The organism is Flaviramulus aquimarinus (assembly GCF_039543205.1).
Lineage (GTDB): Bacteria > Bacteroidota > Bacteroidia > Flavobacteriales > Flavobacteriaceae > Flaviramulus_B > Flaviramulus_B aquimarinus.
The window spans coordinates 131,695-158,579 of the sequence record NZ_BAABJH010000002.1; the positions used below are offsets into that span (position 1 = coordinate 131,695).

Sequence of the window (26,885 nt, forward strand, 5' to 3'; positions counted from 1 at the left end):
TCTACTTTTTTTGTATTAATGCTATTTTTGCATGGTCTTGTTTAGACACTTCTTTATAAAAATTTCTGAAACTACTATAATCTTCTTTAGGGAATTCGCCATCGTTAATTATAAATTCTCGTGTATAAACAAGTGTATGTTCATCTTTAACAATAACTTCTGTTTTATAGGTTCCAAACTTATTTTCTATGGTTATGTTTTTTGGCAAAGCTTCGACTTTATAATCTGTTGGTAATTTAATTTCTACTTCATCAAAATCTTTAAACCCCCTCTTTACTTTAAGGGGCAACTTTCTATTTCTGTACCTATCTGGCACGTGTGTGTTTCTATTTAAAACGTTTATGGGTAGCAGCATTCTATTTCCAACTTTTTTAGCATAATGTGTTGCTTGAAAACTCACATCTTCTATAAACTCAATATCGTTTTTATTATTATCAATATGCATAGAGTTAACTGTTATACTGTTAATATATCCCCAACGGTTTTTATAATGTTTATCTAAATCGCGTTCTGTTTCGGTTTCTAACCAATATTTATTATCATATTGAATGCCTTTTGAATTCACATTTACATGAACACTTATATTCCCATCATTTGAAACCTTATAATTACCTTTATTGACTTGTAAGCTTTCTTCTGCGCTATACTTTTTTGTATGCTGGATTTTGCCTCCTTCTGGTGTAATGACCAACACATCTCTATCATCTGTAAAATCGCCAATAAAACCGAAAGGTAATTTTTGACTTGTACATTCTAGCCATATGTTTTCTTCATCAGATGGTATATTGAGGATAACATGGTTACCTTGCACTGCTGCAAAATCTTTTTCTAAATTTCTTTGTGATTTACCAGCATAAACCACAGTGTAATTAGATTCTATATCAGCAGCTTTTAAAAGCGACATCGTATAATTTGTTAACGCTTTACAATCTCCGTATCCTAATTTATCAACTTCGGAAGCATTAAAAGGTTTCCAACCACCAATACCGACTTGCACACTTATATATCTTACTTTATCTTGAACATATTGATATATTTTTTTTGCTTTTGCAATATCATTTGGTTCATCTTTAACCAAATTTTTAATCATATTTATAGTTGTAACTGGTAAATCGTGCGTATTTTTTATTAAATCATGATACATCCATTTTCCAAAATCGTTCCAGTTTTCAACTTTAGATTGTACGCCTTCCAATGTAAACTCATTTGGCACTAGCATAACTTTAGGAATCCTATCTCTAAATAACGGACTATAGGCTTCTGGTTTTATAGCCTCTAAATTTTTTACTTTATAAAAAATTTTATTTGTTGTTTCCTCTTTCTCTAAACTAACACCTGCTATATTTTTTTCCTTCTTCCTTATAGTAATACCTTCTGGACAACTTAAGGTATATATACTTTTTTCAACACTTAAAAAAGTATCATCTATTGGTATAAAGGGTTGTATAAATGCTGTGTTTCTATTTGTAACCTCAACGTTAAATTCAATGGTATACGGATAAGTAATTGGAGTATATTCTAAATATTTTACTCTTGAATCTGAGTACAAAGTCCCTCCGCTAACGGCACTTACATCTTTAAAATCATTTTTTTTTATTTTTTTTATTTCTTTCCCTAAATCATCAAAAACCAACGCTTCTAAATTTTTTATTTTTACATTATTATCATAATGGGCGTAAGCATCAACATTATCATTTCCTTTTTTATTTAATACCGTAATTATTCTTTTTTCAACAATATGCATTTCACTTGATGATTTTAATGTGATTTGCACATCATTCAACCTCACAACCGCATTAGCATGTTGTTTAAGATTTTCTGGAATTGTAATACTTGTATAAAGGTTTTCTTGAGAAAAAGCGGTTGAGACTATAAATAGAATAAATATATTTACAATAAATTTTAATTTCATTTAGCTGTATTTAAATTTGGAAGCGATAAATGCACTTAAACACTAATTTTATAGTTATGAGAAAAATGATAGTCCTAACTAAATCCTGTGTTTTATTTTTATAACTAAAAATCTTACAGCTAATATAAGAAAACAAGGAAAAGTTACATGCTTAATTTCACTAAAAATCACTTTAATTCCCCAAGAGGAAAAAAACTCTTGTATACCTATTGGTGATACCAATATATTTCTACATGGAAAGAAAAAACGCTTATTATCAAAAGGAATTAAAAACCCAACACCTCTTCCTCCGTTAGTCATAGCATCTAAAATACCATGCGACATTGTTGCTAGAAAGATTACTAAAAATCAAATACGCTTATTTTTCCTTCCTAAAGTGGCCATTAAAATGCATCCCCAAATGACTGAAAAAACTATGGAATGGGAGAACCCTCGATGCCCTAATGGATGTTCGTAAGGTATTCCTAACTTAAATGAAACAACATCAAAATCGGGTAAAATTGTAGAAAAGATAGTAGCAATTAATAACCATTTGGTATTTTGATTATCAATGACTTTAGACAATGTATATCCAACAATACTATGTCCAAAAACTGATGCCATTATATTTTATCTTTGGCATCAATAATAATAGTAACTGGTCCGTCATTAAGCAATTCTACTTTCATATCTGCTCCGAACCGTCCTACTTGTACTTTCTTGCCTAAATCGGTTTCTAGTTGGTTTATAAAACATTCATAAATCGGTATGGCTATATCTGGCTTTGCTGCTTTAATATAGCTTGGTCGATTTCCTTTTTTAGTTGACGCGTGAAGTGTGAACTGACTTACTACAATAACATTTCCATCTATATCTTTTATAGAGGTATTCATGATACCGTTTTTATCACCAAAAACACGAAGGTTTACTATTTTATTTGACAACCACTTAATATCATCATCAGTATCATCTTCAACGATTCCTAATAATATTAAAAGTCCGCTTTTTATTGAAGCGACTTTTTTGTCTTCAATAGTTACGCTCGCTTGAGACACTCTTTGGATTACAACTTTCATTCTTTATCCCAAATATCTGTTCGGTAATGTTCATCTTCGCCTTCAATAATCTGTAAGTAACTACGATAACGGGAAAACGCCATCTCATCGTTATCTAAAGCTTTCTTTACAGCACATTGTGGCTCTTTTAGATGCAAACAGTTATTAAACTTACAGTCTTGCTTTAATTTAAAGATTTCAGGAAAATAATCGCCTACTTCCTCTTTATCCATATCAACCACTCCAAAACCTTTTATACCTGGTGTGTCAATAATTTTTGCACCAAAGCTTAAATCGAACATTTCTGCAAAAGTCGTAGTATGCTGCCCTTGGCTATGTTGTATTGAAATTTCTTTTGTCTTGATATTTAATGTTGGCTCAATGGTGTTTATAAGCGTCGATTTACCAACACCCGAATGACCTGAAAACATACTCGTTTTATTATGCATTAGTGCTTTAACCTGGTCTACATTTTTACCTGTTTTTGCTGATACGCCTATACACTCATAGCCTATTTTTCTATACTCATGGGCTAAGTATTTTACTTCATTAAGGGTGTCTTCATCATAAGTATCTACCTTATTAAATAACAATACGGTTTTAATGGAATATGCTTCGGCTGTTACTAAAAACCGATCTATAAAACTAGTTAGTGTTGGTGGATTATTAATGGTAATCATTAAAAAAACCTGATCTAAGTTTGCGGCTATAATATGCGTTTGCTTGGATAGGTTAACCGACTTTCTAACAATGTAATTAGTCCTATCGTGAATGTGATGAATAATACCTGAATCTTGATTATTATCGGCCTCTAATTCAAAATCCACAACATCTCCTACGGCAATTGGGTTTGTACTCTTAATACCTTTTATACGGAATTTACCTTTTATACGGCATTCATAGGTCTCACCCAATTGGGTTTTAACCGTGTACCAACTTCCTGTAGATTTATAAACGTGCCCTGTCATAATGTTTTTCAAAAGTAAAATAAAATAATAGTTTTAATTGTATGAAATATTTTTAAATTAGCCACTTAACCTTAAAATTCTCAACAACATGAAAAAATTATTAATTGTATTAGCTATTTCTTTATTTGCTTTTTTTGAAACAAATGCTCAAGTTGAATACAAAGTAGTAACAAGTGTAGAATCAATTGTTCCTAATGGTTTAGGGCGTTCTAGAATCATTAGTGCTAATGACACTAAAGACTACAAACAATTTACCAGCACGCAAACCGAAGAAGACAATACACGTAATAAATCTAAACGTGGAGAAATTCGAGTTAAAGGTTTTGATGAAACCAAATTATTAAACTTTTATAATATTGGTGGTATTCGTTTTCAAAACATTGCAGCTAATGATGCTATAATAGAATCTAAAATAAATACCATGATTGAAGAAGGCTGGGAACTCGCTTTCGTAACTAGCGGTGTTGAAAGTGAAGGTGGAAAAGGTGATGGCCAAGGTATTTTTATAACACGTTACCTTTTTAAAAGAAATAAGCAATAATTGTTTTTCTTTTTTAAATAAAAATGCCCCACCAAAGTGGGGCATTTTTATTTAAATTATTTATTGAATGGATTTGAATTACCCATTAATAATTTTTTCTTGGTGATTAATGGACTCTTGATGAACAGCCTTAAACATTTTTAAAATAAACTCTTCACTCAACCCATGTTGCTCTCCTTCTAAAACCATTTTTCCTAAAATTTCGTTCCAACGTTTAGATTGTAAAACAGCTACGTTCTTTTGCTTTTTAAGTGCTCCTATACCGTCTGAAGTTTTCATTCGTTTACCTAACAGTTCAATGATTTGGTTATCGACCACATCAATCTGGGCTCTTAAATTATCTAAGGCACTGTTATATTCTGCCTCGGCATTAGACTCTTTTCTGATTTTTAAATCCCTCATAATTTGAACTAAACTTGATGGTGTTACTTGTTGAGCAGCATCACTCCAAGCATTTTCAGGGTCAAAATGGGTTTCAATCATTAAACCATCAAAATTTAAATCTAAAGCAATTTGGGATACATCAAAAATCATATCTCTTTTTCCTGTAATATGCGACGGGTCACTAATTAAAGGAATATCAGGGAATTTATTTTGAAACTCAATAGCTAATTGCCACTCTGGCGTATTTCTGTATTTCGTTTTTTCGTAAGTTGAAAACCCTCTGTGTATAGCTCCAATATTTTTAACACCTGCTTTATATATTCTTTCAATACCACCTAACCATAGCGCTAAATCTGGATTTACTGGATTTTTAATCAATACAGGCTTATCTGTTCCTTGCAAAGCATCTGCAATATCTTGCATTATAAAAGGACTAACAGTAGAACGCGCTCCGATCCATAGTAAATCGACATCATGCTCTAAGGCCAGTTTTACATGTGTAGCATTGGCTACTTCAGTACAGATTTTCATACCTGTTTCTGCTTTTACTTTTTGTAACCATTTTAATCCTAATGCCCCAACACCTTCAAACATACCTGGGCGGGTTCTTGGTTTCCAAATTCCAGCTCTAAAATAGTTTACATCAGTATCTTTTAACTCATGTGCAATTTTTAATACTTGCTCTTCTGTTTCAGCACTACAAGGTCCTGCAATTACCAAAGGATGATCTAAGTTTAAATCATCTAACCAGGTTCTCATTTCTTTTTTGTTTTCCATAATCTTAATCAAATTTCAAAAAAATGAAATTTCAAACTCCAAACTTATACTAATTTATATATCCGGTATTTGAGATTTTATTTTTTGTACTTAGTTTTAATGTATTCCTTTTAAAATATCTTTTATATGATTCGCGCTTTCCATCTCACTGAAAACAGCATCAAAATCATCTGTCTTTATTAATTCTTTAAAATGCGTGAGATTATTAATATACTCTTCTAATGTTTCAATAACATTGGTTTTATTCTGTTTGAAAATGGGTGTCCACATTTCTGGCGAACTTTTTGCTAAACGTACTGTTGAAGCAAATCCACTACCAGCCATATCGAAAATATCACGTTCGTTTTTCTCTTTTTCTATGACTGTTTTCCCTAACATAAAGGAACTGATATGCGATAAATGCGATACGTAAGCAATATGTCGATCATGTTCTACAGGATTCATATAACGAATACGCATACCAATATCAGTAAATAGCTTTAGTGCCTTTTCTTGTAATTTGAAAGTCGTTTTTTCAACTTCGCATACAATATTTGTTTTTCCATTAAACAGCCCTTCAATGGCTGCTGTTGGTCCAGAATGCTCTGTTCCAGCAATAGGGTGCATGGCTAAAAAATTCCTTCGTTTTGGGTGGTTTTCAACAACCTTACAAATATCTTCTTTTGTTGAACCTGCATCGACTACTAAACCTGTATCTGATATTTTATCTAAAATAGTTGGCAATAGTTTTACTGTAGCATCTACAGGAATTGAAATAATGACTAAATCAGCGTTTTTAATATCATCTAAAACAGCTTTTTTATCAATCAGATTTAACTCCAAAGCCTTATTAAGCGTTGAATCCTTTCTACTAATACCATGAATAACCACATCTGGATCATTCTTCTTAATATCAATAGCAAGACTCCCTCCAATCAAACCAACTCCTATGGCATATATATTTTTCATATCAAGCCCCCTATCCCCCAAAGGGGAAACTCTTACTCGGGTGTTTTAAATATTTTATTTACTTTTTAACTTTCATTATTTACTAATCGTAAACTATAGCTTTTACGGTACACTGCAACTACCTACTAAAAACTACTTACTTTATTTCACTCTCGATATAGCTTCTTCTAAAACTTCTGTTGAAGCACATAAAGAAAACCTAATATAACCTTCACCTTTTGTTCCAAAAATGGTTCCTGGTGTTATAAAAATGTGGTTTTCCTTTAACACTAAATCTATAAATTCCTCAGACTTTAGATATGCTGGCAATTTTGCCCAAACAAAAAGTCCTGAGGCCTCTTTATCGTATGTGCAATTTAAAGCGTCTGCTAATTTCCACACTAAATTTCTACGTTGTTGGTATACATTATTTAATGTTGCAAACCACATATTTGAGCATTTTAAAGCTTCTATAGCGCCTTTTTGAATTCCGTAAAACATACCTGAATCCATATTGCTCTTCACTTTTAAAATATTGTTTATATGCTCACTAGCTCCCACAACCATACCTACTCGCCAACCTGCCATATTAAAGGTTTTGCTTAGAGAATTTAATTCTAAACATACATCTTTAGCGCCTTCTACACTTAAAATGCTCTTGGGCGAATCGTTTAGTATAAAACTATATGGATTATCGTTTACAATTAAAATATTATTACGTTTTCCAAAAGCTACCAATTCTTCAAACACAAACTTACTGGGCTTTGCCCCTGTTGGCATGTGTGGATAATTGACCCACATTAATTTTACTTTACTTAAATCTGATTTTTCTAAAGCTTCAAAATCCGGCATCCAATTATTAGCCACATCCAATTCATAAAGCACACCTTTTGCACCAACTAACTTTGTTACAGATTGGTAGGTTGGGTAACCTGGATTGGGAATTAAAACTTCATCACCTTCATTTAAATAGGTCATAGAAATATGCATAATACCTTCTTTACTTCCCATTAATGGCAATATTTCTGTAGACTGGCTTAAGCTTACCGAAAAATGCTCTTTATAAAACCTAGAAATAGTATCTCTAAGTTCGGGAAGCCCTTGATAACTCTGATATTTATGCGCAATAGGATTTTCTAAACTTGCAGAAATAGCTGATAGCACCTTTTTTGGAGGCTGTAGATCTGGGCTACCTATACCCAAATTTATCACTGGTTTTCCGCTAGCTATTAGTAAATTTACTTCTCTTAACTTTTTTGAGAAATAGTATTCTTCAACAGTTTGCAACCTATTTGCTACTTCAATCATAACTTAGCATTTTTATATTCGCCCAATACTTTAAAACCTTCTCCCATTATATCTATAATAGACTTTGCTTTTTTGAAATCTCCATAATCTTCAAAAGTAATGTCAACAAAAAAAGCATACTTCCACGGTGTTTCTACAATTGGCAAGGATTGAATTTTTGTTAAATTCATCTTACAGTCACTCATCACATTCAAAATAGTGGCAAGACTTCCTCGTTTATGGTCTGTTTCAAATTTCACTGAAGCTTTATTAATATGCTGTTCTAGAACTTCAGAATTTATGCGTTTTACGATCACAAAACGAGTTTCGTTATGCTTTATGGTTTGGATACTATGTGCTAAAATATCCAATTCAAAAATTTCAGCAGCCTTAACACTTGCTATTGCTCCAACCCGCTTCAAACTCTTTTTTTGAATACGTTCGGCAACCTCAGCAGTATCTTTATCTTCAATCAGTTTTATATGTGGGTATTGCTTAAAAAATTCCTTGCACTGTAACAATGCCATAGGATGCGAATACACTTCTTCTATATCATCAATAGTTTGATTAGGCCATGCCATTAAATTATGTTGAATGTCTAAATAATGTTCGCCTACTATATGCAAACCATATTTATCAATTAAAGCATAATTAGGAATTATAGACCCCGCTATGGAGTTTTCTAAAGCCATAATTGCAGCATCGCATTCTTTAGTCAACAAAGAATCAACAACCCTATCAAATGTTAAACATTCAATAGAATCAACTGGGCTATCAAAAAATTGCTGTGACACAATATGATGGAAAGACCCTTTAACACCTTGTATGGCTACTGTTTTAATCAAAATTTAGTTTTTAGTTCAAAATTTTTATTGTTCAAAATCAATTTATTAACGCCTAAACAAAAAAAAGTCTCGATTTTCATCGAGACTTATAATGTTAATTTATGTTTTAAATTACACATACAATGCCTCGTTCCTTTTGCTAAAAAAGAAATAAAACCAATTGTTAAAATATGTATAATGTCCTGTCATCGTAATAATTGAGTGGCTAAAGTAATTAATTATTTAAGAAATCAAAATACTATAAAACCTTTTTTTTATTTTTCTGAAAAGTTTTAAAGATTTTATAGTAAATCTTATATTACATTAGATAATCATTTATTTTTGAACAAATTATTTTAGATATGTCTATTGAAGTAGAAGGGATTTCCAAAATTTACGGAAATCAAAAAGCCTTAAACAATATATCGTTTAAAGTTGATAAACCAGAAATTGTTGGTTTTTTGGGACCTAATGGTGCAGGAAAGTCTACGATGATGAAAATTTTAACAACCTACTTACATGCCAATGGAGGTCATGCCAAAGTCAATGGCTTTGATGTAAACAACAACATCAAACAAGTGCAGCAAAGTGTTGGTTATCTTCCAGAGCATAACCCCCTTTACCTAGACCAATATGTAAAAGAGTATTTGGCATTTAATGCTACTATTTATGACATAAGCAAACATCGTATTTCTGAAGTTATTGAATTAACCGGACTAACTCCCGAAGCCCATAAAAAAATAGGGCAACTCTCTAAAGGGTATCGGCAGCGTGTTGGTTTAGCCAATGCCTTATTGCACGACCCAGAGGTTTTAATTTTAGATGAACCTACAACGGGCTTAGACCCTAATCAATTAGTAGATATCAGAAATCTTATTAAAACAATTGGTAAAACCAAAACAGTATTTCTTTCTACACATATTATGCAGGAAGTTGAAGCCATGTGCGATCGTGTTATCATTATTAATAAAGGTGAAATTGTTGCAGACAAGACATTAAAAGACCTTAGAGATGAAAAAGAACAAGTTGTTATTGTTGAATTTGATTATCGTGTAGAGGATGCTTTTTTATTAAAATTACCTAAAGTTAAAAACGTAGTTAATACTTATGATTTTGTTTACGAAATCACATTTAAAACTTCTGAGGATATGCGTTCTTATGTATTTGATTTTGCACATGACAATCAATTGAGAATCCTTCAGCTTAACCAAAAAAACGCAAGTTTAGAATCGCTTTTTAGAGAATTGACTGCCAAATAATTATGGTACGAATTTTTGATTTTTCTAATTTAATTTGAAGTATGACAAATATCATCTTCCCCAAGATATTTGGGTATTAGTTTTGTAGATTAAATAGTCCATATTACTAATTAAATCAAAGAAGTTTCTCGCTTAAAATCAGGCAATAGGCTATCTTTGCATTACCATAAAAACTAAAGATGAGTAAAGGAATTTATGTCGCTACAATCGAGCCTAACAGTGGTAAATCTGTTGTGGTACTTGGTCTTATGCGAATGCTTTTAGGGAAAACTGCCAAAGTAGGGTATTTTAGACCTATTATTGAAGATACCGAAAATAACGAAATGGACAACCATATCCATACCGTCATCTCGCATTTTGAAATTGATATTAACTACAAAAAGACGTTTGCTTATACCCGAAATGAAGTCCTTGATTTATACAACAAAGGGAAATCTGGTGATGTTATTGATGAAATTATTAGGAAGTATAAATACCTTGAAGAGCATTTTGATTTTGTTTTAGTTGAAGGTACTGACTTTTCGCATGAAAATTCCAGCCTAGAATTAGATATCAATATTCTAATTTCCAAAAACTTAGGGTTACCTGTTATTATAGTGTCACAAGGGGATGGTAAAAAATTACCAGAAATTGTTGATAATGTTCAGTTAGCACATGATACATTCAAAGAGGAAGTTGATGTACTTTCCATCATGACAAATAAAATTAATCCTGAGGCTGTATCAAACTTAAAGCAACTTTTAAAAACACGAATTAATGGTGATACCGATATTACCGTGATTCCAAAAATTAAAAGTCTTTCAAGCCCGACTATTAAAGAAATTGTTAGAACTTTAGAAGGCCATTTTCTTTTTGGAAAAGAGATGCTAAATAATCAGGTAGAAAACTTTGGAGTGGGCACCATGCAATTACGTAATTACCTGAACCAATTAAAAGACGACTCATTAGTCATTACAGCTGGCGACCGAGCCGATATTATTTTAGGTGCGCTACAAGCAAATATTTCAAAGAATTATCCTAAAATTTCTGGAATTATTTTAACGGGCGGCCTCATACCAGAAGATTCTATTTTAAAATTAATAGAAGGGCTTTCCAGTGTTGTACCAATCATTAGTGTTAAAGGCGGCACATTTTCAGTTACCAATGATATAGGAAAAATAAAATCTAGAATTTATGCTGAAAATATTGAAAAGATAGAAACTTCTATCGCTACATTTGAAAAGCATGTGAATACTGACAAATTATCAAATGACTTAATTACGTTTCAATCCGATATTTTTACACCAAGGATGTTTCAATACAATTTATTGCAACGTGCTTTAAAGAACAAAAAGCACATTGTTCTGCCAGAGGGTTATGATGAGCGCGTATTACGGGCAGCTGCAAGATTAATTGATGCTCATGTTGTTGAGTTAACTTTAATTGGAGAAAAAGAAAAAATTAGAGAACGTATAGAACGATATGATATTCCTCTAAATATTGATGATATCAATACTGTTTCTCCACAAAAATCACCTCATTTTAAAGATTATGTAAATACATTTTATGAACTCAGAAAACATAAAAATGTAAACCTGGATATGGCAAGGGATGCCATGTCTGACGTCTCCTATTTTGCAACCATGATGATTTACAAAGGCCATGCAGATGGTATGGTTTCTGGTGCAGTACACACTACAGCACATACTTTACGTCCTGCCTTACAATTTATAAAAACCAAACCTGGAGTTAATATTGTGTCATCCGTGTTTTTTATGTGCTTGGAAGATCGTGTATCTATATTTGGCGATTGTGCTATTAACCCAAATCCTAATGCCGAACAATTAGCAGAAATAGCCATTTCATCTGCAAAAACCGCTAAAGATTTTGGTGTTGAACCTAAAGTGGCCATGTTATCCTATTCCTCAGGTGCTTCTGGAAAAGGCGAAGATGTTGATCGTGTTAGAAAAGCTACCGAAATAGCAAAAGCCAAAGTACCAAGCTTAAAAATTGAAGGCCCAATTCAATACGATGCTGCAGTTGATATTCGTATTGGAAAAAGTAAATTACCCGATTCTGAAGTTGCGGGACAGGCCAGTGTCTTAATTTTCCCTGATTTAAATACAGGAAACAATACCTATAAAGCTGTACAACGTGAAACCGGTGCACTTGCTATTGGTCCGATGTTACAAGGACTTAACAAACCTGTAAACGATTTAAGTAGAGGCTGTACTGCAGATGATATTTATAGTACTGTAATTATAACCGCCATCCAAGCTCAAGATCTTTAATCCATGCAAGTATTAGTTTTAAATTCAGGAAGTTCATCATTAAAATTTCAATTATTCTCCATGCCAGAAAAAACAATTCTTTGTTCTGGTTTAATTGAACGTATTGGGTTTAATGATGCTAAATTCAAATTCAAAACGGATACAGAGACTATTGAAGTTATTGAAGCGATACCCGACCATAAATTTGGATTGGAGTTATTATCGAAACAATTATTAAATAAAGATACCGGCATTATAAAAACCGCTAATGCCATTGATATTGTTGGACATCGTGTTGTGCATGGCGGTAAGCATTTTAGTAATACTACTGAAATAACCAAAGCTGTTAAAGAAAAAATAAAAGCATTATCGTCATTGGCACCTTTGCACAATCCTGCTAATTTGGAAGGTATTGAGGTTGCTGAAGCTATTTTTTCAAACGCCAAACAAGTTGCTGTTTTTGATACTGCATTCCACCAAACTATTCCAGAACACGCCTATAAATATGCCATTCCAAATAGGTTTTTAGAGGAACACCATATCCGTTTATACGGATTTCATGGGACGAGTCATAAATATGTTTCAGAAAAAGCTATTGATTTTTTAGGCACAGAACATTCAAAAATCATAACTATTCATTTGGGAAATGGGTGTAGTATGACTGCCATTAAAAACGGAAAAAGCATTGATCATTCTTTAGGGTTTTCTCCAGTAAATGGCTTAATAATGGGGACACGCTCTGGGGATATTGACCAGTCCATCATATTTCATATAGCAAAAAAATTCAATTATAGCCTGGATGAAATCAACTCCCTTTTACAAAAAGAAAGTGGCATGTTGGGTTTAACTGGGTTTAGCGATTTAAGAGATATTCAGGCTGAAGCCGAAAAAGGAAATAAAGCCTGTCAATTAGCATTGCATATGAATGCTTACCGAATTAAGAAATACATTGGCAGTTATGCTGCTATTATGAATGGATTAGATGCTATTGTATTTACTGCTGGTATTGGAGAAAACTCCATTGAAATGCGTGAACGTATTTGTAATGAATTGGACTATCTAGGTATTCTGTTAGATAAAAACAAAAATGATATAAGACCGGATAAGCTTACAGATGTTAGTGCCAAAAATTCTAAAGTTACGGTATTGATAATCCCTACTAATGAGGAGTTAGAAATTGCTAAACAGTCTGTAGCTTTATTCAAAAATTAAACGTCCTTTATAGACTTCTTCAACATCAATAACAGGAGGTTTATTTACTGAAATAACATTTCCTACACCGGATATTTTTCCTTTTATTTCTTGTTGTGGATTTACAATCATATCGTTAGAACTTCTATTGGATATGACAACATTTTCTGCAATTAGGTTTCGTCCTTCAAAACGGGATGTACCTGCTGAAAAGGTAACATTCAAATTATCTGTTTCCCCTGAAATATAACATATGGATATGTTATTAAATACCAAACTAAAATTGGTATTATTAATCTGTAATCTAAAATCGCCAACGTTAAATAATTCTGAATCACTAAAATCTTCTGATAAGACTTTTAAATTTGGATACGTTAAAACTCCATCCGAACTCACCTCATACTGTGTAGAACTTCGTATTTCTGTTATATTTGGTGAGGTTACGTAAACTTTGGTGATCCCATAGTCTCGTATATAGTTGCATGCGTTATTATCAGTTAAAGTTAATTTATCATCCGCTACAATTGCAGTCACATCATTCATTAAATTTTGGCCTGTTTCAATAACGACGCTTTGCATAGCACCTTCTTTAATAATCAATTCTATATCGCGATTTACTAATATTTTATTAAAATCAGAAAGCTCAATTTCTTGTTGAATAATAGGTCCTGCTTTTTGAAAACAATCACCAGAATTTTCACTATCACAGGCTATAATTAAACTAAAAACGATTATGTAAATTATTTTTTTCATGTATTGTTACTCCTAGAATCCCTTAATAATTATCGGTAAAAACATCTATTATTATTTTTAAACTTCAATTCATACGATTTGTGTTTCAACAAGAATGTATATTTACAACCTTACACCTAGTCCAAACTCTACACCCTCTGCTCTTGCTCCATGAGCTTTAAGCGTTAAAGCTGCAAACCACTTTTTAGCAAAATACCGTTTTAAACCTATTCTAACATAAACTCGGCCTTCAAAATCAAAAGGATAATATACATAATACCCCAGTTGTGTTTCTAAAGATGTTTTATTTACAAATAACTCATGCCCTGCAAAAACACCAATACGTTTATGATCTTCATCACCTGATATATTTTCTTCTGGAAACGAAACGCTTTTATAATATATAAGCTCTTTTAAAAAGTTTGAAAAAAACACATCTGCCCCTAATTGAAATGCACTTTTTTTATTAATACGCTTATCAGCATAAGCAGAAATTACATACATGGCATACTGCCCACTACCAACAACATCGCTTTCATTAATACCGGTTCGAAACGCTAAATTGTATTTAATAGGTTCCGAAAATGCTTGGTCTTGCTTTTTATCTATAGTGTGTTGGTATTCTAAATCTTGATTATCTAAACTATAGGTAACGCCCACATTAAAGGTTATGGAATTAGTGCCGTTATTAGGCGATTTAACATTTGCATTGGAGTAATGAATTAATGAAAATCCAGCCTGCAAACCAAATTTATCTATAATACGCTCCTTTTTATAATTAAGCATGACATAGGTGCTACTCCCAAATTTAGATCCAAATGCTACATTTTTGAAATTGGTTTCTTTATGATATGGGTTTGTATTATAGGACAGACCTTGTCCAATCCGAAACATTATATTTCGCTTTAAAAAATAAAAGTTATAATGTGCATAGAGTGCATAGTTGTTCCCTAAAATATCATTCTTCATATTTTGATAAGAAAATGACACACCATAATCGGGATAGTTAAAACGCTGTTCCCAATCTTCAAAACCATAGGTTTTTTTATTCCACGCTAAAATAACACCTTTGGGATGTCCTTTTATTAAATGAAGAATTTCGTTGTTATGTAATGCAATATTTCCTCTGAAGTAATTAACATCAATATAGGATGTATGCGTCTTATCTTGAGCAAAAGAAAAGCTAAAAACTAAACAGAAAACACATAAAAATATTTGGCGCATAAATAGGTCTTACGGCTGCAAAAATAACTTAATTATTAAAACAATGCTGATGCTATGGCTTTTATATTGTCACTTTTACCCATCGAGTAATAATGTAGCACAGGAACACCAGCATCTAATAATTCTTTAGACTGCTGTATACACCACTCAACTCCCACTTGTCGCACTTGCTTATTATCTTTACATTTTTCAACTTCTTGAATTAATGATTCAGGTAAATCAATTTTAAAAACCTGTGGTAATAATTGCAAATGTCGGTTTACGGCAATAGGTTTAATACCTGGAACGATAGGTACATTTATCCCATCTTTTTTTGCTGCTTCAACAAATTCAAAATACTTCTGATTATCAAAAAACATTTGAGTAACTACATAATCTGCACCAGCATCAACCTTTTCTTTTAAGCGTTTTAAATCGGTTTTCATTGATGGCGCTTCTAAATGTTTTTCGGGGTAACCTGCAACGCCTATACAGAAATCGGCTTTATCATCAACATCTAAAACACCGTGTAAATACCGTCCTGAGTTTAAATTCTGAATTTGATTTACGAGTTGTGTGGCATAAGAATGTCCGCCTTTTGTGGCTTTAAAATATTGCTCGCCTTTCATAGCGTCACCACGCAATGCCATAACATTATTTATGCCTAGATAATGGCAATCCACTAATAAATACTCGGTTTCTTCTTTAGTAAAACCACCACATAACACGTGTGGCACGGTATCCACATTGTACTTATGTTTAATAGCTGCGCAAATCCCTAAAGTGCCAGGTCGCATTCTCGTAATTTTCCTATCAAATAGTCCTTCTTTTTCAATATAAATGAACTCCTCTCTCGAGGTTGTTACATCAATAAAAGGTGGATTAAACTCCATTAACGGATCTATATTGTTATAAAGCTCCTGGATATTCTTTCCCTTTTTTGGTGGTATAATTTCAAACGAAAATAATGTTTTCCCGTTAGCGTTTTTTATGTGATCTGTTACTTTCATAAGCCTCTCCAACCCCTCCAAAGTAGGGGCTTTAAATGAGTGTTTTAATTTTTAATACCTTTTTCTATAAATTTATTATCTGCTTTCTATTTCTTCTTCCTTTCGGGTAGGTCAAGCAGTGTTTTTACTCTTCTGCTAGGTTTGGATGCATCCATTTTCTAGCTTTTCCCTTATCAATGTTTTTTCTTCTAGCATAATCTGTTAATTGGTCGTCGGTAATTTTACCTAAACCAAAATACTTAGCTTCAGGATTTCCAAAATAATAACCTGAAACCGCTGCCGCTGGCCACATGGCTAAACTTTCGGTTAATGTTACGCCTATCAATTTTTCCACATCAAGCAACGCCCAAATGGTTTCTTTTTCTAAATGGTCTGGACATGCTGGATAGCCTGGTGCTGGACGAATGCCTTTATAGCTTTCTTTAATTAAATCATCGTTACTTAAATCTTCATTAACAGCATACCCCCAATGTTTGGTTCTTATTTGCTTATGCAAATATTCGGCAAAAGCTTCCGCAAATCTATCGGCTATAGCTTGTGCCATAATGGCGCTATAGTCATCATCTTTTGCTTTGTAACTATCGGCTAATTCTTGTGCTCCAAAAATCCCTACACAAAATGCTCCCATATAATCTATTTTACCAGATGCTTTTGGCGCTATAAAATCTGCTAAAGCATGATTAGGAATTCCATCTCGTTTTTTTAATTGCTGGCGCAAGGTTCTAAAAACAGCTATTTCTTGACCTTTCTTTTGAATAGAAATATCATCTTCGTTAATTGAATTCGCTTCAAACAATCCAAATACAGCTTTTGGCTTTAATAATTGCTTTGCTATTATTTGTTGAATCATCTCTTGAGCATCTTCATACAATTGCCTCGCTTGTTCTCCAACCACCTCATCTTTTAAAATATCTGGATATTTACCATGTAAGTCCCAGCTTCTAAAAAACGGGCTCCAATCAATAAATGGCAATAATTCTTTTAAACTTAATTGCTTTAAAATTTGAACCCCTAACTCTTTAGGTTTTATAATTTCAGAAGTGTGCCAATCTATTTTATATTTCCTATTTCGTGCTTCTTCAATAGATATATATGATTTTTCCTTGCCACGTTTTAAAAACTTGATTCGAAATTCATCATAATCGGTTTTCAGCTTAGCTATATATTCATTTGATGTTTTCTTATTCAATAAATCGCCAACTACGGTTACTGCTCTTGAAGCATCATTGACATGTACTACTGCATTCTTATACTGTGTATCAATCTTAACCGCTGTATGCGCTTTTGATGTGGTTGCACCGCCTATGAGCAATGGCAATTCAAAATTTTGGCGTTGCATTTCTTTTGCTAAATACACCATTTCATCTAATGATGGTGTGATTAGCCCAGATAATCCAATAACATCTACACGTTCTTTTATGGCTGTTTCTATAATTTTTTCAGGTGGTACCATAACCCCTAAATCAACTATTTCATAATTGTTACAGGCCAATACAACACTTACAATATTTTTACCAATATCGTGTACATCGCCTTTTACGGTAGCCATTAATATTTTACCAACGGGTTCTGACTTATCTGATTTTTCAGCTTCTATAAATGGATTCAAATACCCAACAGCCTTTTTCATCACACGAGCTGATTTTACTACCTGTGGTAAAAACATTTTTCCTGCACCAAACAAATCACCGACCACATTCATACCTGCCATTAAATTTCCTTCAATAACGTCTATTGGTTTATTGGCTGCTTGTCTTGCTTCTTCTATGTCTTCAATAATAAAGGCATCGAGCCCTTTAACTAGGGCATGTGTAATTCTATCTTGTAATGGGTTATCTCGCCACGATAAATCCACTGTTTTTTCTACTTTAGTTCCTTTTACGGTTTCTGCAAAATCCAATAAGCGCTCTGTAGCATCATCACGTCTATTGAGTACCACATCTTCAACATATTTCAATAAATCTTTTGGAATATCATCATAAATCTCAAGCATTGCTGGGTTTACAATCCCCATATTCATACCTGCTTGTATGGCGTGATATAAAAACACGGAATGCATCGCCTCTCGGACTGTATTGTTCCCTCTAAATGAAAACGAAACATTACTTACGCCACCACTAACACTAACATTCTCTAGATTTTCTCTAACCCAACGCGTGGCTTCTATAAAATCAATAGCATTTTTACGATGCTCGTCCATTCCTGTAGCCACAGGAAATATATTCAAATCGAAAATAATATCTTCAGACGGAAAACCAACTTTGTTTACCAATACATCATAAGAACGTTTTGCAATTTCTATTCTACGCTCATAATTATCGGCTTGTCCAACCTCATCAAAAGCCATAACAATGACTGCAGCGCCGTATCGTTTTATTTGTGTTGCTTCCCAAATAAACTTTTCTTCGCCTTCTTTTAAGGAAATGGAGTTTACTACACATTTCCCTTGTACTACTTGAAGTCCTGCTTCAATAATTTCCCATTTAGAAGAATCAATCATCATAGGAACACGGCAAATATCTGGCTCAGCAGCAATTAAATTCAGAAAACGCACCATGGCTTCTTTTCCTTCAATTAGGCCATCATCCATGTTAATATCAACAATTTGAGCACCACCATCTACCTGATGTCTTGCAATATCTAAAGCTTCATCAAATTTTTCTTCTTTAATCAATCGTAAAAATTTACGAGACCCAGCGACATTGGTTCGCTCCCCAACATTTATAAAATTGCTGTTTTCGTTTAAAACCAATGGTTCTAAACCTGACAATTTCATATATTTTGTTTGTTTTATTTTCATTATTTATAATGTTCTACTGTTGGAAACGGCTCATAAAAATGATGCAATAAAGCTTTCCATTCTTGATATTCTTTAGACTCTCTGAAACCAACTTCATGGTCTTCTAATGTTTTCCAGTTTACTAATAAAAGGTATTTATCGTTTTCTTCAATACACTTTTTAAGCTGATGTGAAATATAGCCATTCATTGATAAAATAATAGCTTCTGCTTTTTTGAAATTTGTTTCAAATTCTACAGAAAGACCTTTCTTTATGTTTAGTGTGGCTACTTCTAGTATCATGATTCCAAACTCTTTTTTATGAGATTCCTGCCTCCGAAGAAATGACAGTTCTCGGTTTATATTTAGCAGCTATATCAGCAATAAATCGAATGTGCTCTGGTGATGTTCCACAACAACCTCCGATAATATTTATTAAATTCTTTTTTAAATATTCTTCTATCTGAGCACCCATTTCTTCTGGTGTTTCATCATACTCTCCAAAAGCATTTGGCAAGCCTGCATTGGGATGTGCTGAAATTGCAAAATCGGTTTTATTAGCTATGGCTTCTAAATGAGGTTGTAATAAATTGGCTCCTAATGCACAATTAAACCCAATTGATAATAATGGAATATGCGACACAGAAATTAAAAATGCTTCTGCTGTTTGCCCTGATAAAGTTCTTCCAGAGGCATCTGTAATAGTCCCGCTTAACATGATTGGTATATCTATACCTTGCTCAGATTTGACTTGTTCTATAGCAAACAATGCGGCTTTGGCGTTCAATGTATCAAACACGGTTTCTACCAATAATAAATCCACACCGCCATCAACTAAAGCTTCTACTTGTTGTTTATAAGCAATTCTTAATTCATCAAAAGTAACTGCACGATATCCTGGGTCATTTACATCTGGCGACATACTTGCTGTACGATTTGTTGGTCCTATTGAGCCTGCTACAAAACGTGGTTTATGCGGTTCTTTAACTGAAAACTCATCTGCGACTTCTTTGGCGATTTTTGCTGATTCATAGTTAAGTTCATAAACAAATTCTTCCATTTGATAATCTGCCATAGCTATAGTTGTTCCTGAAAATGTATTGGTTTCCACAATATCTGCTCCGGCTTCAAAATATTTAGCGTGAATGGTTTTTATAGCTTCAGGTTGTGTAATTGACAACAAATCGTTATTACCCTGCAATGGTGTTGGATAATCTTTAAAACGCTCGCCTCTAAAATCTTCTTCAGTGAATTTATAAGCTTGTAGCATGGTGCCCATAGCGCCATCTAAAACTAAAATCCGTTCTTTTAATGCTTGTTGTATGTTAGACATTTTGATAATTTATTTTTTTACTGAAACTAATTTTTCAGTATATCTAAATGTCATCAAGAAAAGTTGTTAAACACTTTTCGTTATCTTTCTAATAATCTTTAAAATTATTAGTAGAATTTAGCACCTTCTTTAAAAGATAAAGGGTTGCCAAGGCTTCAACGGGTCTATTCCCTCTACCTTTCTTGATAACACTATTAATACGTTTATGAACTAGTTTACAAAAGTACTAACTATATTTTTTTTATTCAAACAAAGTTGAAGATAAATACCTATCGCCTCTATCGCAAATAATGGCAACAATAACGCCTTCTTCAATTGACTCTGCTATTTGTAATGCACAGTATACGGAACCACCACTACTCATTCCTGCAAAAACACCTTCTTCTTTTGCTAAACGCTGCGTTGTTTCTTTTGCATTTTCAGCGGTAACATCTACTACTATATCTACCTTTTTAGGATCAAAAAACTTTGGCACATATTCTGGCGACCATTTTCTAATCCCAGGAATTCTGGCACCATCTGCTGGTTGTGCTCCTACTATAGTTATGTCTTTATTTTTCTCTTTTAAATATGTTGAAACACCTGTTATAGTTCCTGTAGTCCCCATGGCGGATACAAAATGTGTTACTTTATGTTTTGTCGCGTTCCAAATTTCGGGACCTGTAGTTTTATAATGCGCTTTCCAGTTATCGTGATTCTCAAACTGATTCAACAATGTATAGCCTTTTTCATCTCTGAGTTTAAAAGCCAAATCCCGAGAACCTTCAATACCAATATCTGCTGGTGTTAAAATAACCTCTGCGCCATAGGCTCGCATGGTTTTAACGCGTTCTTCAGTAGAATTCTCAGGCATGATTAATACCATATTCAATCCTAATAATTTAGAGATAAATGCTAATGCAATTCCTGTATTTCCGCTAGTAGCCTCTACTAAGGTTCCGCCTTTTTTTATGTTGCCTCGTTTTAAAGCTTCATTAATCATATTAAAAGCTGGTCTGTCTTTTACACTACCTCCTGGATTATTACCTTCTAATTTAAGAAATAACCTAACGTCTTTTTTTGAAATCAAATGTGTTGCCTCAACTAATGGCGTGTTGCCTATTTGACCAATAATACTATTCTTGAATTCCATTTTTTCTTGGTCTTATTTTAATTTCAGTTTGATAAGTCACTAATGAGTTTTCTGGAACAGATTGGGTAATCCATACGTTAGCTCCAATAATACTATTTGCGCCAATAACTATATTGCCTCCTAAAATGGTTGCGTTAGCGTAGATGCATACATTATCTTCAATTGTGGGATGTCGTTTTGTAGATGCCAAACTTTTAGCAACCGAAATACCACCTAAAGTTACGCCTTGATAAATCTTTACATCCTTACCAATTATTGACGTTTCACCAATTACAATTCCAGTTCCGTGGTCAATATAAAATGATTTTCCAATGGTTGCTCCTGGATGAATATCTATTCCTGTAATCCCATGAATATACTCACTCATCATTCTTGGTAAAATATAAACCCCTAGTTGATGAAGTGCATGGCTTAATCTGTAAATAGAAATAGCATAGAAACCAGGATACGCCATATAAATCTCTGCTAAAGAATGTGAAGCTGGATCATTACTTTCAAATGCAATAGCATCTAAATCAAGTTTTTTTCTAATTTCTGGAAGTTCTGATTTAAATGTTGCCCAAATGGTTTCGCCGTTCTCTATTTCTAATTTTGAAAGTATTTTTAGAAATGTTTTCTCCAAATACGCACTGTGAACCTCTTCTTGTTCGCAATCGAACAACGAATAAAACAATCTTTTAGTAAATGTTTTTGCAGTATCTTTTAAACAAACGTTGTAGCTTTTCATTTATTAAATATGAAATCCTACAAGGTTTTAAATCTCGTAGGATTGTGAGTTTATATATGCAATTTTTCCTTTAAAAAGAGTTTTTCTTCTAGTTTATAGCTTGAACAACCGCTTTAGGAGCTTCTTTACGAGACCCATCAAAACCATCAATACCACTAACTGTTGTGTATTTTAACACTAATCTTTTTCCTGGGTTTATAATTCTGTAAGCTGCTTGACACATTAAAGTTGCCTCGTGGAAACCGCATAAAATTAATTTTAATTTCTCAGGATATGTGTTCACATCGCCAATAGCAAATATCCCGGGTATGTTCGTTTGGTAATTTAATGAATTATCTACTTTAATGGCATTTTTTTCAATCTCTAATCCCCAATTTGCAATAGGCCCTAATTTTGGTGATAGACCAAATAAAGGAATAAAGTGATCGGTTTCAATTTGTGTAGATTCACCATCTTTAACTACGGTGACTGCTTCAATTTTACCATCACCAAGTAACCCTTTAACTTCGGCTGGTGTTATTAAATTGATTTTCCCAAGTTTAGTTAGTTCTCCAACTTTTTCAACAGAATCTAAAGCGCCTCTAAATTCATTTCTTCTATGTATTAAAGTCACTTCTGAAGCTACATCGGTTAAAAAGATACTCCAATCTAAAGCAGAATCACCTCCTCCAGAAATTACCACTTTTTTGTTTCTGTAGAATTCTGGATCTTTAATAATGTATTCTACTCCTTTATCTTCATAATCTGCAATACCTTCAATGGCTGGCTTTCTAGGCTCAAAAGACCCTAATCCTCCTGCTATAGCAACTATTGGTGCTTGATGCTGTGTTCCTTTATTTGTTGTAACAATAAAAGATCCATCGTCTTGCTTTTCTATAGTCTCAGCGCGTTCCCCTAATGTAAATCCTGGCTCAAATTGCTTACCTTGTTCTAGCAAATTTCTTGTTAAATCTCCTGCTAAAATTTCAGGAAATCCAGGGATATCATAAATTGGTTTTTTAGGATAGATCTCTGAACATTGTCCGCCCGGTTGTGGCAATGCATCGATTAAATGGCATTTTAATTTTAACAGTCCTGCTTCAAAAACCGTAAATAATCCTGTTGGTCCGGCACCTATGATAAGTATATCTGTTTTAATCATATTATGATTCTTTTTTTGCAATTAATCCTTTAGTGAATTCGTTTAGGGTCTCCACTTTTTCTTCAAAATCGCCTTTTATTGTTTTTCTATATTCGTTTAAATTCTTAACTAAATCGTCTACATTTTCAGGGATTACATCCTCAAAAAACTGACGTAAACGCTTAGCTGTTGTTGGCGATTTTCCATTAGTACTAATTGCCACTTTTACATGTCCTTTTGTTACAATACCTCCCATATAAAAATCGCAATATGGAGGATTATCGGCAACATTTACCAAAATGCTTCTTTTTCTGCAATGTTTATGAACTTTAACGTTAACTTCAGGAAGATCTGTCGTTGCTACCACGATATGCTTTCCTTTTAAATACTTTTTTTTGTATTTGCCTTTAACTAAAGTTACATCGCCTTTCTTTGACAAAGATAGGGTACCTTTTCGAAACATTGGTGACACCATTGTTACACAGGCATCTGGACTTGACTTTAAAAGAAATGTCAGTTTTTCTTCGGCTACAAAACCACCACCTATAATAAGCACATTTAGGCTTTTGGCTTTTAAAAAAATTGGGTATAAATTATTTCTTTCCATAATTTACTCCTGAATAACTTTTCGTGATATTGAATCTAATACAGTGCGCTCTTTTACAACATCTCCTATAACAATAATTGCTGGTGATGATAATTGCTTTTCTTTTACAACCTGTTGAATATTACGAATGGTCCCTATGCCAACATTTTCATTGTCTCGTGTCCCGTTCTGAATAATAGCTACTGGTATATTTCGTTTATTTTCAGCATAAAACACTTTAACGATATCACTAAGTTTATGCATGCCCATTAGAATAACAACGGTTGCAGTTGATTTTGCCGCTAAAGTAACATCGTTTGATAATGCATGGTCTTTTGTTGTTGCTGTTACAACCCAAAAACTTTCTGATGCTCCTCGTTTTGTTAACGGAATACCTTGATAAGCTGGCACTGCTAATGCCGATGATATTCCTGGTACTAAATAAGTTTCTAAACCAAATGGTCTTACATAATCAATTTCTTCTGCTCCACGTCCAAAGATAAATGGGTCGCCGCCTTTTAAGCGAACGACATGCCCTTTTTCTTTAGCTTTAGTAACTATAAGTTCATTGATTTGCTCTTGCTGAAATGCATAGCACCCTTTTCGTTTCCCTACAAAAATAAGCTCTGTTTCTTCTGAAGCATATTTAAGTAAAGCTTCATTTATAAGTGCATCATAAAGTATCACGTTTGCAGATTCTATAGCCTTAATTGCTTTTAAGGTAATTAAATCTTCATCGCCTGGTCCTGCTCCTACAACCGTTAACTTTGGTGTTTTTAAGCTCATTTCTATTCTTTAAACCGCTTTTTTATTTAGAGCGGTTGTTTCTTCTTCTCTAAAAGTTCTTACTTTTTGTAAAAACTCATTTGCATTTTCTATATACTTTGATGCAAAATCTTCTGTTGGAGCAAATTTATTAATTTGATATATCAATTCAGAAAAAGAGACTCCTAAATCTATTCTTCCACTTGTGATGAACAACTCGTCAAACTGACTAATGATTCCGGCATGTGTATTTGTTTTCTTGTTTTCAGCTAATAACAATGCTTTTGCTGAATTCACTAAAGAACTATAGGCATGATAAATGGCACTTGAATATACTTTGTTATCAAATGCTTCTTTGGCATTATCTATTTTTTCTTCACTTTCTAAAAACAAGGTGGCAATCAAATCAATGACTACACCGGCACATTCTCCAATACCAATTTCTTTTACATACTTGTCTTCTTCGCCCCAATCGATAAAATCGTCTTGAGTTAAATTGGTGACATCTTGTAAATCGTTTAAGAAATCGTAAAAATACTTTTCTCCTTTTTCTTTATAGTAATCAACAAATGGTTTTCCGTTAGCATTGGCTTCAAAATCATTTAATATACGTCTTAAAGCTTCTGGTCCTCTTTTACTTGGCACTTTAACAACTTTATCTGCAAATGCTGCATGTCCATTACCTAAATTCCCACCGCCTAACAAAACTTGTAAAGCTGGGGCTACTAATTTATCTGGTGTACGAACTGACATTCCTTGAAAACCAATGTTTGCCATATTGTGCTGTCCGCAAGCATTCATACAACCACTAATTTTAATGACCAAATCTTCGTTCTTTAAATATTGTGGGTATTCTGCTTTTATAACACGTTCTAATTCGTCTGCAATACCTGTACTACTTGCTATACCTAAATTACATGTATCTGTTCCTGGACATGCTGTAATATCAACTGCTTTGTTATAACCGGCTTCTACAAAACCAAGTTTTTCTAATTCTGTATAGAAAAATGGCACTAATTCTCTTTTCACAAAAGGTATAACGATGTTTTGACGCAATGATAAACGAATTTCTCCTGCTGCATAGTTCTCAACTAAATCGGCCAATAAACGGGCTTTATCTGTATAAAAATCGCCTAAAAGCACTTTAATGCCTATAGCGACATAGCCATCTTGTTTTTGTGGGATGAGGTTTGTTGTCTTCCAAGTCTCAAAAGTTTGTTGATCTTTTATTGTTACTTCCGGAATATCGTTTAACTCTACTGGTACTGATGCTTCGTAAGCTTCTACATCGATTGCAACCGTTTTAAACTCAATTGCATTTTGCTCTTCTTCTACTAAGGTTTTAAAAGCTTCTAAACCTATATCTTTTATTAAGAATTTCATACGGGCTTTGGCACGGCTTTTACGCTCTCCATGACGATCAAAAATTCTTAACGCCCCTTCCATTACTGGAATGATTTTGTTGGTTTCTAAGAAATCGTATAACACATCGGCATGACGTGGTTGAGATCCTAACCCGCCACCAATCATTACTTTAAAACCGCGAACACCATTTTCAACCTTTGCTATAAATCCTAAATCGTGCATATAAGAAAGTCCTGTATCTTCATCTGAAGATGAAAAAGAGACTTTAAACTTACGCCCCATTTCCTGACAGATTGGATTACGTAAAAAGAACTTATACAAAGCATCGGCATAAGGTGATACATCAAACGGTTCATTGATATCAATTCCCGCAGTTTCACTGGCTGTAACGTTACGTACCGTGTTTCCGCAAGCTTCTCTTAATGTAACATCGTCACGTTCTAATTCTGCCCATAATTCTGGGGTTCTGTTTAAATCCACATAGTGAATTTGAATATCTTGACGTGTTGTTATATGTAAACGACCTCTAGAATATTCATCTGATACATCAGAAATTCTACGTAATTGATTACTCTTTACTTTTCCGTAAGGTAATTTTATACGAATCATCTGTACGCCTTCTTGACGCTGACCGTAAACACCTCTTGCTAAACGTAGGCTTCTAAATTTTTCTTCGTCTATTTTTCCGTTATGAAAAAGCTCAATTTTATTAGCTAATTCTATGATATCCTTCTCTACAATTGGATTTTCAAACTCTGTTCTAAAACTTTGCATTTTCTTT

23 protein-coding genes, 1 pseudogene and 1 riboswitch are annotated in these 26,885 nt (G+C 33.3%); of the genes and pseudogenes, 4 read left to right on the plus strand and 20 right to left on the minus strand.

What is annotated here, in order from left to right:
* Window position 1: 1 nt before the first annotated feature.
* From ABD941_RS08965 to rsgA, 4 genes and pseudogenes are all read right to left on the minus strand, one after another.
* On the minus strand, window positions 2-1,912 hold the full coding sequence (locus ABD941_RS08965) for a DUF3857 domain-containing transglutaminase family protein (RefSeq protein WP_345273796.1): 1,911 nt from the start codon (window positions 1,910-1,912) through the stop codon (window positions 2-4).
* Window positions 1,913-1,990: 78 nt separating this feature from the next.
* Window positions 1,991-2,515, minus strand: a pseudogene (locus tag ABD941_RS08970) (metal-dependent hydrolase).
* Window positions 2,515-2,967: a D-aminoacyl-tRNA deacylase gene (gene dtd, locus ABD941_RS08975; RefSeq protein WP_345273797.1), complete on the minus strand. Its 453-nt coding sequence runs from the start codon at window positions 2,965-2,967 to the stop codon at window positions 2,515-2,517. Before dtd ends, ABD941_RS08970 begins: the two are co-directional and overlap by 1 nt.
* Window positions 2,964-3,914 carry a ribosome small subunit-dependent GTPase A gene (rsgA, locus tag ABD941_RS08980; RefSeq protein WP_345273798.1) on the minus strand — a complete coding sequence of 317 codons (951 nt, stop codon included), beginning with the start codon at window positions 3,912-3,914 and terminating at the stop codon, window positions 2,964-2,966. Before rsgA ends, dtd begins: the two co-directional genes overlap by 4 nt.
* An 88-nt stretch (window positions 3,915-4,002) precedes the next feature.
* On the opposite strand from rsgA, the gene ABD941_RS08985 reads away from it, so the two are divergent.
* The gene (locus ABD941_RS08985) at window positions 4,003-4,455 is read left to right on the plus strand and encodes a hypothetical protein (RefSeq protein WP_345273799.1); all 453 of its coding nucleotides are present in this window, start codon (window positions 4,003-4,005) and stop codon (window positions 4,453-4,455) included.
* A gap of 78 nt (window positions 4,456-4,533) precedes the next feature.
* On the opposite strand, the gene ABD941_RS08990 is transcribed toward ABD941_RS08985, so the two are convergent.
* From ABD941_RS08990 to ABD941_RS09005, 4 genes are all read right to left on the minus strand, one after another.
* Entirely contained in the window at window positions 4,534-5,616 is a 1,083-nt protein-coding gene (locus tag ABD941_RS08990; RefSeq protein WP_345273800.1) for a chorismate mutase, read from the minus strand.
* 96 nt (window positions 5,617-5,712) lie between these two features.
* A complete protein-coding gene (locus ABD941_RS08995; protein ID WP_345273801.1) occupies window positions 5,713-6,564 on the minus strand; it encodes a prephenate dehydrogenase in 852 nt (283 codons plus the stop codon).
* Window positions 6,565-6,705: 141 nt separating this feature from the next.
* Window positions 6,706-7,851 carry a pyridoxal phosphate-dependent aminotransferase gene (locus tag ABD941_RS09000; RefSeq protein ID WP_345273802.1) on the minus strand — a complete coding sequence of 382 codons (1,146 nt, stop codon included), beginning with the start codon at window positions 7,849-7,851 and terminating at the stop codon, window positions 6,706-6,708.
* Window positions 7,848-8,675 carry a prephenate dehydratase gene (locus ABD941_RS09005; RefSeq protein ID WP_345273803.1) on the minus strand — a complete coding sequence of 276 codons (828 nt, stop codon included), beginning with the start codon at window positions 8,673-8,675 and terminating at the stop codon, window positions 7,848-7,850. Before ABD941_RS09005 ends, ABD941_RS09000 begins: the two co-directional genes overlap by 4 nt.
* A 341-nt stretch (window positions 8,676-9,016) precedes the next feature.
* Between ABD941_RS09005 and gldA the strand changes: the two genes are divergently transcribed.
* The 3 genes from gldA to ABD941_RS09020 all read left to right on the plus strand — a co-directional run bounded on the left by gldA (window position 9,017) and on the right by ABD941_RS09020 (window position 13,374).
* Window positions 9,017-9,913: a gliding motility-associated ABC transporter ATP-binding subunit GldA gene (gene gldA, locus ABD941_RS09010; protein WP_345273804.1), complete on the plus strand. Its 897-nt coding sequence runs from the start codon at window positions 9,017-9,019 to the stop codon at window positions 9,911-9,913.
* A gap of 179 nt (window positions 9,914-10,092) precedes the next feature.
* Window positions 10,093-12,183 (plus strand): phosphate acetyltransferase, encoded by a 2,091-nt coding sequence (gene pta, locus ABD941_RS09015; RefSeq protein ID WP_345273805.1) that lies wholly within the window; start codon window positions 10,093-10,095, stop codon window positions 12,181-12,183.
* A 3-nt stretch (window positions 12,184-12,186) separates the two neighbouring features.
* On the plus strand, window positions 12,187-13,374 hold the full coding sequence (locus ABD941_RS09020) for an acetate/propionate family kinase (RefSeq protein WP_345273806.1): 1,188 nt from the start codon (window positions 12,187-12,189) through the stop codon (window positions 13,372-13,374).
* Here ABD941_RS09020 and ABD941_RS09025 read toward each other — a convergent pair.
* From ABD941_RS09025 to ABD941_RS09080, 12 genes are all read right to left on the minus strand, one after another.
* Window positions 13,360-14,106 (minus strand): head GIN domain-containing protein, encoded by a 747-nt coding sequence (locus ABD941_RS09025; RefSeq protein WP_345273807.1) that lies wholly within the window; start codon window positions 14,104-14,106, stop codon window positions 13,360-13,362. The two genes, ABD941_RS09020 and ABD941_RS09025, sit on opposite strands and share 15 nt — an antisense overlap.
* Before the next feature lie 102 nt (window positions 14,107-14,208).
* Entirely contained in the window at window positions 14,209-15,309 is a 1,101-nt protein-coding gene (locus ABD941_RS09030) for an acyloxyacyl hydrolase (RefSeq protein WP_345273808.1), read from the minus strand.
* A gap of 35 nt (window positions 15,310-15,344) precedes the next feature.
* A complete protein-coding gene (gene metF / locus ABD941_RS09035) occupies window positions 15,345-16,298 on the minus strand; it encodes a methylenetetrahydrofolate reductase [NAD(P)H] (RefSeq protein ID WP_345273809.1) in 954 nt (317 codons plus the stop codon).
* 124 nt (window positions 16,299-16,422) lie between these two features.
* Window positions 16,423-19,098, minus strand: a complete 2,676-nt coding sequence (gene metH / locus ABD941_RS09040) for a methionine synthase (RefSeq protein ID WP_345273810.1) — start codon at window positions 19,096-19,098, stop codon at window positions 16,423-16,425.
* The gene (locus ABD941_RS09045) at window positions 19,098-19,379 is read right to left on the minus strand and encodes an antibiotic biosynthesis monooxygenase family protein (RefSeq protein ID WP_345273811.1); all 282 of its coding nucleotides are present in this window, start codon (window positions 19,377-19,379) and stop codon (window positions 19,098-19,100) included. Before ABD941_RS09045 ends, metH begins: the two co-directional genes overlap by 1 nt.
* Window positions 19,380-19,395: 16 nt before the next feature.
* On the minus strand, window positions 19,396-20,409 hold the full coding sequence (locus tag ABD941_RS09050) for a homocysteine S-methyltransferase family protein (protein ID WP_345273812.1): 1,014 nt from the start codon (window positions 20,407-20,409) through the stop codon (window positions 19,396-19,398).
* Window positions 20,410-20,486: 77 nt separating this feature from the next.
* A riboswitch (SAM riboswitch) is annotated at window positions 20,487-20,601 on the minus strand.
* A gap of 49 nt (window positions 20,602-20,650) precedes the next feature.
* The gene (cysM, locus tag ABD941_RS09055) at window positions 20,651-21,541 is read right to left on the minus strand and encodes a cysteine synthase CysM (protein ID WP_345273813.1); all 891 of its coding nucleotides are present in this window, start codon (window positions 21,539-21,541) and stop codon (window positions 20,651-20,653) included.
* Complete coding sequence (epsC, locus tag ABD941_RS09060; RefSeq protein ID WP_345273814.1) at window positions 21,525-22,268, minus strand: serine O-acetyltransferase EpsC; 744 nt, start codon at window positions 22,266-22,268, stop codon at window positions 21,525-21,527. Before epsC ends, cysM begins: the two co-directional genes overlap by 17 nt.
* 88 nt (window positions 22,269-22,356) lie before the next feature.
* The gene (locus tag ABD941_RS09065) at window positions 22,357-23,409 is read right to left on the minus strand and encodes an NAD(P)/FAD-dependent oxidoreductase (protein ID WP_345273815.1); all 1,053 of its coding nucleotides are present in this window, start codon (window positions 23,407-23,409) and stop codon (window positions 22,357-22,359) included.
* A gap of 1 nt (window position 23,410) precedes the next feature.
* Entirely contained in the window at window positions 23,411-23,995 is a 585-nt protein-coding gene (locus ABD941_RS09070; protein ID WP_345273816.1) for a precorrin-2 dehydrogenase/sirohydrochlorin ferrochelatase family protein, read from the minus strand.
* Between the two features lie 3 nt (window positions 23,996-23,998).
* A complete protein-coding gene (gene cobA / locus ABD941_RS09075) occupies window positions 23,999-24,760 on the minus strand; it encodes a uroporphyrinogen-III C-methyltransferase (protein WP_345273817.1) in 762 nt (253 codons plus the stop codon).
* Window positions 24,761-24,769: 9 nt separating this feature from the next.
* A complete protein-coding gene (locus tag ABD941_RS09080; RefSeq protein WP_345273818.1) occupies window positions 24,770-26,878 on the minus strand; it encodes a HEPN domain-containing protein in 2,109 nt (702 codons plus the stop codon).
* Between the last annotated feature and the right edge of the window lie 7 nt (window positions 26,879-26,885).